Annotated in this window: 12 protein-coding genes; 7 read left to right on the forward strand and 5 right to left on the reverse strand. The window is 62.8% G+C overall.

What is annotated here, in order from left to right:
- Window positions 1-52 precede the first annotated feature (52 nt).
- Window positions 53-1,495 (forward strand): exodeoxyribonuclease I, encoded by a 1,443-nt coding sequence (gene sbcB / locus BLS51_RS21955; protein WP_090189748.1) that lies wholly within the window; start codon window positions 53-55, stop codon window positions 1,493-1,495.
- A gap of 88 nt (window positions 1,496-1,583) precedes the next feature.
- On the opposite strand, the gene pyrF is transcribed toward sbcB, so the two are convergent.
- Window positions 1,584-2,402 carry an orotidine-5'-phosphate decarboxylase gene (pyrF, locus tag BLS51_RS21960; protein WP_090189745.1) on the reverse strand — a complete coding sequence of 273 codons (819 nt, stop codon included), beginning with the start codon at window positions 2,400-2,402 and terminating at the stop codon, window positions 1,584-1,586.
- Window positions 2,403-2,498: 96 nt separating this feature from the next.
- On the opposite strand from pyrF, the gene BLS51_RS21965 reads away from it, so the two are divergent.
- The gene (locus tag BLS51_RS21965; protein WP_090189743.1) at window positions 2,499-3,260 is read left to right on the forward strand and encodes an SDR family NAD(P)-dependent oxidoreductase; all 762 of its coding nucleotides are present in this window, start codon (window positions 2,499-2,501) and stop codon (window positions 3,258-3,260) included.
- A 290-nt stretch (window positions 3,261-3,550) separates the two neighbouring features.
- Complete coding sequence (locus BLS51_RS21970; protein ID WP_090189741.1) at window positions 3,551-3,943, forward strand: VanZ family protein; 393 nt, start codon at window positions 3,551-3,553, stop codon at window positions 3,941-3,943.
- Between the two features lie 246 nt (window positions 3,944-4,189).
- Here the strand turns inward: BLS51_RS21970 and BLS51_RS21975 are convergent, their stop codons facing one another.
- Together BLS51_RS21975 and BLS51_RS21980 are read right to left on the reverse strand one after the other, a co-directional pair.
- Window positions 4,190-5,062: a TraB/GumN family protein gene (locus BLS51_RS21975; RefSeq protein WP_090189737.1), complete on the reverse strand. Its 873-nt coding sequence runs from the start codon at window positions 5,060-5,062 to the stop codon at window positions 4,190-4,192.
- A gap of 121 nt (window positions 5,063-5,183) precedes the next feature.
- Complete coding sequence (locus BLS51_RS21980) at window positions 5,184-6,005, reverse strand: substrate-binding periplasmic protein (protein ID WP_175472655.1); 822 nt, start codon at window positions 6,003-6,005, stop codon at window positions 5,184-5,186.
- 2 nt (window positions 6,006-6,007) lie between these two features.
- On the opposite strand from BLS51_RS21980, the gene BLS51_RS21985 reads away from it, so the two are divergent.
- Both BLS51_RS21985 and BLS51_RS21990 read left to right on the forward strand, forming a co-directional pair.
- Window positions 6,008-7,015, forward strand: coding sequence for an LLM class flavin-dependent oxidoreductase (locus BLS51_RS21985; protein ID WP_090189735.1), 1,008 nt, complete (start codon window positions 6,008-6,010; stop codon window positions 7,013-7,015).
- 36 nt (window positions 7,016-7,051) lie between these two features.
- Window positions 7,052-8,194 (forward strand): MFS transporter, encoded by a 1,143-nt coding sequence (locus BLS51_RS21990; RefSeq protein WP_090189733.1) that lies wholly within the window; start codon window positions 7,052-7,054, stop codon window positions 8,192-8,194.
- 87 nt (window positions 8,195-8,281) lie between these two features.
- Here the strand turns inward: BLS51_RS21990 and BLS51_RS21995 are convergent, their stop codons facing one another.
- Window positions 8,282-9,895, reverse strand: coding sequence for a M28 family peptidase (locus tag BLS51_RS21995; RefSeq protein ID WP_090189731.1), 1,614 nt, complete (start codon window positions 9,893-9,895; stop codon window positions 8,282-8,284).
- A gap of 118 nt (window positions 9,896-10,013) precedes the next feature.
- Between BLS51_RS21995 and gluQRS the strand changes: the two genes are divergently transcribed.
- Together gluQRS and BLS51_RS22005 are read left to right on the forward strand one after the other, a co-directional pair.
- Window positions 10,014-10,925, forward strand: a complete 912-nt coding sequence (gene gluQRS, locus BLS51_RS22000; protein WP_090189866.1) for a tRNA glutamyl-Q(34) synthetase GluQRS — start codon at window positions 10,014-10,016, stop codon at window positions 10,923-10,925.
- A 42-nt stretch (window positions 10,926-10,967) separates the two neighbouring features.
- Window positions 10,968-12,461: a CYTH and CHAD domain-containing protein gene (locus BLS51_RS22005; protein WP_090189729.1), complete on the forward strand. Its 1,494-nt coding sequence runs from the start codon at window positions 10,968-10,970 to the stop codon at window positions 12,459-12,461.
- Here the strand turns inward: BLS51_RS22005 and BLS51_RS22010 are convergent, their stop codons facing one another.
- Complete coding sequence (locus BLS51_RS22010) at window positions 12,462-12,848, reverse strand: hypothetical protein (RefSeq protein WP_090189727.1); 387 nt, start codon at window positions 12,846-12,848, stop codon at window positions 12,462-12,464. It abuts the gene before it with no gap.

A 12,848-nucleotide genomic window follows, 5' to 3' on the forward strand; every position in this document is an offset into this window, starting at 1 on the left:
CTCAATGAACACGCTAGAATTATCGGCAGTTTTTTAAATTTCTGTAGCACCTATGACCAATCAAACCTTTCTCTGGCACGACTACGAAACCTTTGGCGCCGTTCCCCGTCGCGACCGCCCGGCGCAATTCGCTGCGATCCGCACCGACGCCGAGCTGAACGAAATCGGCGATCCGATCATGCTGTATTGCAAGCCAGCCAATGATTTCTTGCCTGATCCACAATCTTGCCTGATTACCGGCATCACGCCGCAGCAATGCCTGGAATGGGGCGTGCCGGAGCACCAGTTTGCCGCCACCATCGAGCAGGCATTCTCGCAGCCGGGCACCATCGGCGTCGGCTACAACACCATCCGCTTCGACGATGAAATCACCCGCTTCATGTTCTGGCGCAACCTGATCGACCCGTATGCGCGCGAATGGCAAAACGGCTGCGGCCGCTGGGACCTGCTGGACGTGGTGCGCATGACTTACGCGCTGCGCCCGGAAGGCATGCAGTGGCCGCTGAAGGAAGATGGCAAGCCGAGCTTCAGGCTGGAAGACCTGGCCAAGGCCAACGGTCTGCTGCACGAGGCCGCGCACGATGCGCTATCCGATGTGCGCGCGACGATTGCGCTGGCGCGGCTGATCCGCCAGCAGCAGCCCAAGCTGTTTGACTTCTGCTTCGCGCTGCACAAGAAAGACCGTGTGGCCGACGAGGTCGGCATGCACCTGGCGGTGAATCTGCGCCAGCCTTTCCTGCACGTGTCGGGCATGTTCCCGGCCGAGCGCGGCTGCATCGCGCTGGTCTACCCGATCGGCATGCACCCGACCAACAAGAACGAAGTGATTGTCTGGGACTGCACCTACGACCCAAGCGAGTTGTACACTTTGGACGCGGCAACCATCCGCACCCGCATCTTCAGCCGCTCGGACGCGCTGCCGGAAGGCATGACGCGGCTGCCGGTGAAGAGTATCCACCTGAACAAGTCGCCGATGCTGGTGTCCAACCTGAAGACGCTGTCGCCGGCGATGGCCGCCAGGTGGGGCATCGATATTGAGCAGGGCAAAGCCTACGCCGCGATTGCCGCCGCCGGCCGCGACCTGAGCGCGGTGTGGGAAGAAGTGTTTTACCGTCCGCGCGGCGAAGCGCTGGATGTGGATGAGGACTTGTACAACGGCTTCATCAGCAAAGACGACCGACGCTTGCTGGATACGCTGCGGCGCGAATCGCCGGCCCGTCTGGCGGTGGCCTCACCGGCGTTTGGCGACAGCCGCCTGGCCGAGCTGCTGTTCCGTTACCGCGCCCGCAACTTCCCGGAGACGCTGTCCGAGACCGAAATGGAGCACTGGGAACAGCACCGCGCCGCGCGCTTCTACGAAGGCGCCGCTGGCGCCCGCACCATCGACGACTACTTCGCCCAGATCGACGAACTGCAGCAGCACGCCGACGAACGCAGCGAACAAATCCTCGGCGACCTCTACGAATACGCCGAACTGGTCGCCCCCGCCAACTAAAAACCGGGGTCAGTTCTGCCAAACGTACACGGGCTCAACTGCGCAGCAGTTGAGCCCGTGTACGTTTGGCAGAACTGACCCCGGAGTATTAGCGGTGCTGGTTGATGGCGTCGCGGGTTTCTTCGGCGACGCGGCGGGCGGCGGAGGCGAAGTCTTCGCCTGGCTGTGGTGCTGCGTACAGGATGGCGCGCGATGAGTTGATCATCATGCCGGCACCGTTGGCCGTGCGGCCGGACTTGACCGTCGCGGCGATATCGCCGCCCTGCGCGCCGATGCCCGGCACCAGCAGCGGCATGTCGCCGACAATCGCACGCACCTGCGCCAGTTCTTCCGGGAAGGTGGCGCCTACCACCAGCGCGCACTGACCGTTGGCGTTCCATTTTTCGGCGACCAGACGGGCCACGTGCTGGTACAGCGGCTTGCCGCCCACGTCCAGGAATTGCAGGTCCGAGCCGCCCGCATTCGAGGTGCGGCACAGGATGATGACGCCGCGCTCGCTCCATTCCATGTACGGCTCGACCGAATCGAAGCCCATGTACGGGTTGACGGTCACCGCATCCGCGCCATAGCGGTCATATGCTTCGCGCGCGTACTGGCGCGCGGTGGCGCCGATGTCGCCGCGCTTGGCGTCCAGGATTAGCGGGATGTGCGGGTAGTTCGCGCGCACGTAATCGCAGATCTGTTGCAGCTGGTCTTCGGCGCTCAAGGCGGCAAAGTAGGCGATTTGCGGCTTGAACGAGCACGCCAGGTCGGCGGTCGCGTCGATAATCTCGCGGCAGAAGTGGTAGATGCCTTGCGGATCGTTCTGGAACTGCATCGGCAGCTTGGCCAGGTCTGGGTCGAGGCCGACGCACAGCAGGGAGTCGTTGGCCGTCCATGCGGCGGATAATTTGTTGATAAAAGTCACGACGGCTCCCGAATGAATATTGCAAACCCTCTATTGTAACCCGCCCCGGGGTGGCTGTTAAAATTTGCCATCTCACCACCACAAGGGCATATTCCCATGAAATTAACCAATAAAGTCGCCATCGTCACCGGCGCCACCCAGGGCATCGGCCTGGCCTGCGCCCAGCGCATGATTGCCGAAGGCGCCAAGGTCATGCTGGTGGACATCAAGCCGGAAGGCGCGGAAGCTGCTGCCGCGCTGGGCGACCACGCCCGCTTCTTCGCCGCCGACGTCAGCCAGAAGGCCGATGTGGATGCGATGGTGGCTGCCACCCTTGCTGCGTTCGGCCGCATCGACATCCTGATCAATAACGCCGGCGTCACCCACGCCGCCAACTTCCTCGACGTGTGCGAGGAAGATTTCGACCGCGTCATGCGCATCAACCTGAAGTCGATGTTCCTGTGCGGCCAGGCGGTGGCGCGCGTGATGGTCAGGCAGCAAAGCGGCTCGATCATCAATATGTCCAGCGTCAACGCCGAGCTGGCGATTCCGAACCAGGTGCCGTACGTCGTATCGAAAGGCGCGATCAACCAGCTGACCAAGGTAATGTCGCTCAACCTGGTCGAACATGGCATCCGCGTCAACGGCATCGGCCCCGGCACCATCCTGACCGAACTGGCGAAGAAAGCGGTGATGTCCAGCCCGGAATCGCGCAACACCATCTTGTCGCGCACGCCGATGGGCCGCTGCGGCGAACCGGAAGAAGTGGCCTCGATCGCCGCCTTCCTGGCCAGCGACGACGCCAGCTACATGACCGGCCAGACGCTGTATGTCGACGGCGGCCGGTTGGCGCTGAACTACACCGTCCCCGTCAAATGATAGAGATATGCGCCTGCCTGATGTCTGGTATCTGAAAGAACAATTAGACACATATCTGGCAACGCAGCATAATTACACCTGTCTCCACTATTCTCCTCCAAGAAAATAGTTTTAAGCCCGCTAACGTAAGCGGGCTTTTTTTTTGTCCGGTGTCATGACGGCGTAACAAACGCTGCCTATACTGGTCACATCTTAAGTACATGCAACCGATAGGCATGACTAAAGAAAGGTGCACCGGTCCGCCGGTGCACCACTCCCCAATTTTTGCAGTGCATGGTATTGTCTGCCTCATGCTCAAGCAAATCCTCCTCACCGCTTCCCACGCCCGTCTCCGCTACTGGACCGCCATCGCCCTGTACCTGCTGATCCTGATCATCGGCTCGATACCCGGTGCGCGCCAGGATATCGGCGAAGTCGCCTCCGGCGTCATCCTGCACTCGCTGGCCTATGCCGGCCTGACCTTCCTGATCTTTACCGGCGGCAGCGGCACGCCATCGCAGCGCGCCGGCAAGGCGGTGCTGACCATCGCCGTCATGGGTGCGATTGACGAATGTGTACAAAGCCTGTTCCCGTATCGTCACGGCGCGGTGTCGGACTGGATGGTCGACTGCTATGCGGCGATGGCCACCGCCGGCCTCATGTGGGCGCTCTGGAATCGCTATCGCAGCCAGCCGGCCGACTGATTTCGCCGGCTGCCAGTTCAACATCCAGTCGCATTTCCTGCAGCTGCTCGGCCTTGGCCACGCGTACCAGGCCGTGCAGTGCGTGGAGGAAGAAATGCCGGCTGCGACTGTCGCCGCAGGTGGCATCGATTAGCTCTTCGATAATGGCATCTGTCACGCGTGTCAACATTTCGATATCCTTTAAAGTGATACCTGACAATTATTGCGTGCAGCTTGCATGTTTCAATTGATGTACATCAACAGCACTCAGTACAGTTGCTCGACCTGGTAGCCGCGCCGCTTCAGCAATTGCGGCAAGCCGTCATCACCGACCAGGTGCAGCAGTCCGACGCCGACAAACGCCACCTGGTCCTGCTGCATGATGCGCTCGATATTGGCGGCCATTTCCGGATTGCGCTTGCCCAGCAGCACGCGGTTCATGAAACCGGCTGAGATGCTGTCGCCGCTGGTGGCCGTCTGCCACGCGGCCTGGATGCCGGTCTTGTCGGCGGCGCCCCAGGCTTCGATCAGCGCCTGCGATCTTTTCAGCGAATCGCCGTCATCGAGGTCGGCCAGGTTTTCCAGCAGATATTGCTCCTGCTGCTGTGCAGTCAGGCTGTCGAACAGGCCCAGCTGATAATCCGCGCTTTCCAGTTCACGCACTGTTTTGTCCTGCTTTTGTGCGGCGGCCAGCAGCGCGTACTCCACCGCCTGGCTGCGCTGGTAGCCATGCTTGTCCAGCTCCGCGCCGACCAGCAGGTTGGCGATCAGCCACGGCTTGTAGTGCTGCACCGAGGCCAGCGGAATACCGGCGCGCGCCAGCGCCTGCACGGTTTTCTGCAAGGTTGCGGGCGTCAGGTGGTTTTGCACCGTGTCGCCGTCGGGATAGCGGGCATGGCGGGCCAGCGCCAGCTGGAAGGCCTTGTCCTCGCGGATGTCGAGCTCGATGACCAGCGCATTTGAATCCAGCAGCGCGCGCGACGCCACCGCATCCAGTGGATACACGCCGTCGCGGCCAACGTGGATGGTGCCGTACAGATAACTGGTCTTGCCTTCGTGCGTAACACGGTACAGCTGACCGGCGGCGAATACAGTCTGGTAGCAAGCCAGCAGCAATGCGAATAATATAGCGCGTGCCATCGAATTAATATTTACATTGGAATAAAAGGGAGAATAAGGCTAGCGCCTTACTGTTTCCAATGGTAAATCAAGTGCACGCGACAGAAAAACTATATTTAAAAATCGTCGGAAAAATAAAACATTATCTAAGGCGACTTTGATAATTACTGATTATTTTGCTCACACTTCTGTCCCTAACGATCTGGTCTATTGCCTTATTGACCTCGAAAATGCTGACATGCCCCTTGGGAGAGACCGCGCACTGGGCTTTGTAATGTTTTACCACCAAAGGCGGGTATAACGATAGTTTCTCGCCAACTTTAATATAATAATCAAGCGTGTTTTGCTGGGTAATAACATGATGCAAACGGCCAGCCGCCAATTTACGCAGATTACCGGACGACGAATAGCCGTCATCCCGCTTAAAACCCTGGCCGAGCGCCGCGTCAAACTCCGGATAGTAATATCCCAATACCGTGGCAATCTGCTGGCCGCTTAAATCGCGGAGTGTGTGCGGCTGCGGCACCGAGGTATCGGTCACCACCACTTCGGCCACCGGGAAAAAGCCCTGCGTCCACTGGAAATTGCCGGGCAACCACGGTGGCAGGTACAGGCAGATCAGGTCGGCCTGGCCGGCGTCCAGCGCCATGGCGATGCGCTTGCGCGGCAGCAGCAGGAAGCTGGCTTCACGCCCCAGCTTGCTTGCCAGCGCCTCGCCCAGCTCCTTGTGGAAACCCTCCGACAACTGGCCGTCGACAAAACCGGCCATCGGCATCTCGGTGCCGGTATCGACCGCCACCACCAGCGGCGCCGGGGCGGCCACCGCGCAGGTCAGCGTGATGAGGATGGGAATCAGGGCCTGGCCTGCACGCTTGGCCCAATCTGTGTATGCTTGTCTATCCATTTTGAAAGAATTATACCCATACGCTTTCAATGGGCTTGTGATGAACAGAGAGATTACCACCCATGATTCCATTCTCGATACTCGACCTTTCCCCGATTGCAGAAGGCAGCAATCCCACGGCTTCGTTCCGCAACACGCTGGACCTGGCGCAGCACGGCGAACGCTGGGGCTACCACCGCTACTGGCTGGCTGAACACCACGGCATGCCCGGCATCGCCAGCGCCGCCACATCGGTGGTGATGGCCCATGTGGCTGGCGGCACCAGCACCATCCGCGTGGGCGCCGGCGGCATCATGCTGCCGAACCACTCGCCGCTGGTGATCGCCGAACAGTTCGGCACACTGGAAGCGCTGTTCCCCGGCCGTATCGACCTCGGCCTGGGCCGCGCGCCCGGCTCCGATCAGACCACGGCCCGCGCGCTGCGCCGCACGCTGGAAACCGACGCCGACGCCTTCCCGCAGGACGTGCTGGAATTGCAGGACTATATGTCCGACAATCCGCGTCAGCGTGTGCTGGCCGTGCCCGGCATAGGCGCCAAGGTGCCGCTGTGGATTTTGGGTTCCAGCACCTTCGGCGCGCAGCTGGCCGCGCACCTCGGCCTGCCGTTCGCCTTCGCCTCGCACTTTGCACCGCAGATGATGCAGCAGGCCTTGTCGCTGTACCGCGCCAACTTCCAGCCATCCGCGCAACTGGCCAAGCCTTACGTCATGCTCGGCTTCAATGTGTTTGCCGCCGACACCGATGAAGAGGCGCACTTCCGCGCCACCTCGATGCAGCAGGCTTTCGTCAACCTGCGCACCGGCCGGCCATCGCAGCTGCCGCCGCCGAAGGCCGGCTATCTGGACACGCTGGGCCTGCCGGAACGCGCGATGCTGGATTCGGTGCTGTCCTGCACCGCGATCGGCTCGCCGGCCACGGTCAGCCAGCAACTGCAGGACTTCATCGCCCGCACCGGCGCCGATGAACTGATGATTACCTCGCAGATCTTCGAGCACGCACAGCGTTTGCGCTCGTATGAAATCACCGCTGAAGTGCGGCAGTCACTGGCGCGCGCGCAAGCTGGGCTGTAATCAGTGCGGCACGATCATCAAGACCTCTCGCCAGGCATGGTCTGGCTGTTCGCGATTGCGACCGGCCTGATTGTCGCCAACCTGTATTACGCGCAAACCCTGATCGGGCCGATCAGTCTGGCCACCGGGCTCGATCCCGGTGCGGCCGGCTTGATCGTCACACTGACGCAGATCGGCTACTGTCTCGGCCTGCTGTTCATCGTGCCGCTGGGCGACTTGCTGGAGAATCGCCGGCTGATCGTCATCGCGCTGCTGGTGACGGCGCTGGCCTTGCTGGCCGCCTCGGTGACCAGCAGCGCCAAGCTGTTCCTGTTTGCCTCGCTGTGCATCGGCCTCGGCTCGGTGGCGGCGCAGATCGTGGTGCCGTTTGCGGCGCACCTGTCGCATCCAGAAACGCGCGGCAAGACGGTCGGCAAAGTGATGAGCGGGCTGCTGATGGGCATCATGCTGGCGCGCCCGGTATCCAGCCTGGTGGCGGACACGCTGGGCTGGCATGCGATCTTTGTGTTGTCGGCGCTGACCACGGCGGCGCTGGCGCTGCTGCTGCGCGCCAAGCTGCCGCAGCGCCAGCCGCATGGCGGCATGCATTATTTCGCGCTGCTGGGATCGATGTGGCATCTGCTGAAGACCACGCCGGTGCTGCGTCGCCGGGCGGCTTACCAGGCCTGCATGTTTGGCGCGTTCAGCCTGTTCTGGACCTGTGTATCGCTGGAGTTGACCGGGCCGTATTTCCAGATCAGCCAGACCGGCGTGGCGATCTTCGCGCTGGTGGGCGTAGCGGGTGCGATTGCCTCGCCGATCGCCGGCCATCGCGCCGACCAGGGCAAGAGCCGCTCGACCACCTTGATCGCGTTGACGCTGGGCGGGCTGGCGTTTGCCATGCCGCTGTTTATACACAGCACGCGGCTGGTGGATCTCGGCGTGCTGGTGCTGACCTCGATTATTCTCGACATGGGCGTTTCCGCCAACCTGGTGACGGGGCAGCGCGCGATCTTCGCCCTGCCGCCGGAAATCCGCAGCCGCCTGAATGGCCTGTACATGGCGCTATTCTTCATGGGCGGCGCCATCGGTTCATCGCTGGGTGGCTGGATGTTTGCCGCCCACGGCTGGACCGGGGTGCTGTGGACAGGACTCGCCTTCCCCCTGATCGCCCTGTGCGTCTTCGCCACCGAACCCTAAATCCGGGGTCAGTTCTGCCAAACGTACACGGGCTCAACAGCTACGCTGTTGAGCCCGTGTACGTTTGGCAGAACTGACCCCGGATGTTTAGTTGCGGGGGACGGCGAAGGCGTCGCCGGCTTTCCATTCGGGCAGCCTGGCGCCGTTGGCGATCAGGCGGCCGAGGTTGAGCGTGTATTGCGCCGTCTGCACCATGCCCGACAGGTCCCAGCCCGGATCATATTCGTCGCTGGCCTGGTGGTAACGCTTGCCGTAGGCTTCAGACTTGGCCTTGGCGCCCGCCAGGTCCTTGATGTAGTCGCGGCCCGAACTGATCGAGAACGCCGGTACGCCGTTCTTGGCGAAGTTGAAGTGGTCGCTGCGGAAGTAGCCGCCCGCCAGGTCCGGCTTGGCCGGCGCGATCTGCATGCCCATCCCTTTCGCCGCCGTTTCGGCCAGCTTGCCCAACTCGGTACGCTCGCTGCCTTGCGTGCCAATGTCGCGCGTGGCGCCGATGAAGTTCAGGCTGTCCAGGTTGAGGTTGGCGGCGGTCTTGGCCATCGGCCACAGCGGCGACGAGGCATAGGCGCCGCTGCCCAGCAGCCCCTGCTCTTCTGCCGCGACCCACAGGAACATCTGACTGCGCTTGGCCGGCACGCGCTTGGCTTCGGCCGCCATCGCCAGCAATGCGGCGCTGCCAGAGGCATTGTCGACTGCGCCGTTGAAAATAGTATCGCCGCTGTCGCCCTGCTTGCCCAGGTGGTCCCAGTGCGCGCTGTAGATGACCACTTCGTCTTTCAGCTTCGGATCGGTGCCCGGCACCACGGCTGCCACGTTGAATTGCTCTACCTTGCGCACCGCTGCTTTCATCTCGCCGTTCAGCTTGGCGGACAATACGACTGGCTTGAAGTCTTTCTTTTCGGCCGCTGCGCGCAATGCGTCGAGGTCCTGGCCACCGGCCGTGAACAGCGCGCGTGCCGTGTCTTCGGTCACCCAGCCTTGCAGCGGCGTGCCCAGCGTGCCGGCCGCCAGCTGGAAGCGTTCGACGCCCGACCAGCTGTTCTGGATCACGCTCCAGCCATATGAGGCCGATGGCGTGGTGTGGATCAGCAGCACGCCAGCCGCACCCTGGCGCTGCGCTTCTTCAAATTTATAGGTCCAGCGGCCGTAGTAGGTCAGGCCCTTGCCGTTGAAGCGGGTCGGCTGCTCGGCCGTTGGCTGCGGGTCGTTGACCATCATCACCAGGATCTTGCCTTTCAGGTCGACACCCTTGAAGTCGTTCCATTGCTCGTCCGGCGCGGTAATGCCGTAGCCGACAAACACCAGCTCGGCGTTGAAGCTGTGCGCTGCCGTGGCGTCGCCCGGCGCAAATACCCAGTCCTTGCCGAAGGCGATGTCGAGCGGCTTGCCGCCCGCTTCCAGCTTCAGCGTGCTGTCGGCCGGCAGCGTTTTCACGCCGGCGATCTGCACCGATTGGCGGAAGCTGTCGCCATTGCCCGGCTTCAGGCCCAGCGCCATCGCTTGCGATTCGAGATAGGCAACCGTCAGGTCGCCGCCGCGCTGGCCGGTGCCGCGGCCTTCCAGCAGGTCGCTGGAGAGGAACTGGAGATGAGCACGCAACGGCGCTTCTTGTACTGCGGCGGTCTTGCCGGCGTCTGCATGGGCCGAAAATGCCAGCGCCAGGCTCATGGCCAGCGCCGATGCTGCGAAGGATGTCTTCATTGTTGTGATGTCCCTGTGGCGTTCGTAAGTGGTCGGTGCGGATTTGCCGCGCGCACATTGTATGCGATTTGCTGCCGCCCTCCGCCAGCCGGCGGCCCGCCGCGTTAAAATGACGGGCATGACTGCACGCACTCCCTACATCGGCCGCTTCGCCCCGTCGCCCACCGGCCCTCTGCACTTCGGCTCGCTGGTTGCCGCCATGGCCAGTTATCTCGACGCCCGGGCCCACCAAGGTCAGTGGCTGCTGCGCATCGAGGATGTCGACGGTGCCCGCAATGTCGATGGCGCCGACCAGCACATCATTGCCTCCCTACAGCGCTGCGGCATGCAGTGGGACGGCGAAATCACCTGGCAAACCCGGCGCTACGATCTGTACCAGCAGGCGCTGGCGCAGTTGGGCGAGCTGGTCTATCCCTGCGGCTGCACGCGCCGCGAGATCGCCGATTCGCAAGTCAAGCTGAGCGGCCGCCAGTTGCTGAACCTGGTCTATCCCGGCACCTGCCGCCACGGCCTGGCGCCGGGCAAGGTCGAGCGCGCCTTGCGCGTCAAAGTGCCGCAGCAGCCGCATTGCGTGCTGTCCTTCGACGACCGCTGGGCCGGCCGATACAGCCAGGACCTGACCGATGATGTTGGTGACTTCATCATCCGCCGCGCCGACGGTTACTGGGCCTATCAGCTGGCCGTGGTGGTGGACGATGGCGCGCAGCACATCACCGACATCGTGCGCGGCGCCGATCTGCTTGATTCGACACCACGCCAGTTGTACTTGCAACAGGTGCTGGGCCTGCCGCAGCCCAGCTATCTGCACGTGCCGGTGGTGGTCAACGAGGCAGGCGACAAGATGTCCAAGCAAACCGGCGCGCAAGCCTTCGACACCGGTGCCGATCCGCAACTGCTGTTACGCGAGGCGATGCTGCCGGCCGCCCGCTTCCTCGGCCTGGATATCCAGGCGGAATCCATCGATGCCTTCTGGCGTGCCGCCATACCTGCCTGGGCGCAACTCCTGCAAACCTTGCCGCGCAGCGCCTGAAAACGTGCGCCTTGCCCAGGCGCTTTTCCTTACACTGACGAGATGGAAGTCGAACTCAAACTCTTACTGGCGCCGGAACACAACGAGCAGGTGCTGCAACATCCGCTGCTCGGCAAGCCCGCGCAGGTACAGCATCTGCCCGCGCGCTATTTCGACACACCGGACCTGCACCTGTTGCATCACGGCGCCGGCCTGCGCGTGCGCAAGGTCGATGGCGCGTGGATACAGACGCTGAAGGCCGGCGGCAGCGTGCAAAGCGGCCTGCATAGCCGCAACGAATGGGAAGGCCCGGTCGACCAATCCTGGCCGCAACTCGGCAAGCTGCGCAAGCTGATCGGTGATGATGAGCAATGGCTGTCCATGCTGGATGTCCACGATCTGAAACAGCGGCTGGAACCACTATTTCTGGTCGATGTGCAGCGCCATCTATGGCAAGTGGAAAGCGCCGGCAATCTGATCGAAGTGGCGCTCGACGTCGGCCATATCGAACGCAAAGGCCGCCAGGTGCCGGTCAACGAGATCGAACTGGAGCTGAAGGAAGGCGATCCGGCCGGCCTGTATGCGTTTGCGCTACAGCTGCTGGACGATATTCCGCTGCGCATCAGCAACCTCAACAAGGCGCAGCGCGGCTACATGCTGGTGCGTGAAACCGGCCATGCCCCCTATCGCGCGCACGCACTTGAACTGGACAGCGACGCCGGCCTGGCCGACGCTCTGCCTGCCGTGCTGGGCAACTGCCTGGAGCACATCCAGCGCAATGAAGTGGCGGTGGTGGAAGGCCACGATCCGGAAACGCTGCACCAGATGCGCGTCGGCGTGCGCCGTTTGCGCTCGGCGCTCAAGCTGTTCGCGCCGGTGGCGCCCTGCCCGCCCGCCTTGCTGGAGGATGTCAGCTGGTTGGGTGAACAGCTGGGCGCGGCGCGCGACTGGGATGTGCTGCTGTCGTCCACGCTGTCGCACGTGGAGGCGCAGCCCGGTGGCGGCAACGGCATGATGGAAGTACAGGCGCTTGCGCTGGATACCGCGCACGCCAAACGGCGCGAGGCGGCGCAAGCCGTGCTGTCGCAGCGCTACACCAGGCTGATGCTGACGCTGGGATCGTGGACGCTGCAAACGGCGGCGCTGCTGGATGGCTCCGCCGCGCAGTTCTCGCGCGAGACCTTGCAGCGGCTGCATAAAGCGCTGCTGAAGCGCGCCAACCGCATGAGCGAAGATGATACGGCCAGCGCGCACCGCACGCGCATCGCCGCCAAGCGTGGCCGTTATGCACTGGAGTTTTTCCACGCACTGTATCGCAGCAAGGGAACGCGCGCATACCTGAAGACGCTGGCGGCGGTGCAGGAAGAACTCGGCCAGCATAATGATCTGGTGGTGGCCGGCCAGTTGCTGCAGGAACTGGCGCAGCAGCATCCGCAATCAGCCGGCGCCATCCAGTTTGTGCGCGGCTATCTGGTGGCGCAGCAATCCACGCAGTCGGCCGACCTGGATGATATCCGCACGCGGCTGCACGCCTTGCGGCTGCCGCGCGTCAAATAATCAAGGGCGCGCCACCTTGCCGGACACGTTCCAGCTCAGCGTGCCGGAACACTTGGCCTGCTGTAGCGCGGCCAGCGTGTCGTCCGCTTCGGTACTGGCTTGCGCATACGCCTTGTGGCCGGCAATGCGGAAGTGCAGCGCCGGCGAGGATGAGTTGGCGGTCTTCGACAGCGTCGGCGCAAACCCACGCTCGGCCAGGATCTTGCGGCAGGGTTCCATGCCGTTCAGTTCATCCCCGGTCAGCTCGATATTGAATACCCAGCTCTCCACATAGCCACGCGCGGCGCGCTCCGGTTCCGGCAGCATCAGGTGGGACGGCAAGGTGGCGGCACTGGCTGCCAGCGCCAGCAGCGAGGCGCTCAGCGCCAGCGCGATACGACGATACAT

The sequence above is a fragment of the Duganella sp. OV510 genome (genome assembly GCF_900100205.1).
GTDB lineage: Bacteria > Pseudomonadota > Gammaproteobacteria > Burkholderiales > Burkholderiaceae_D > Rugamonas.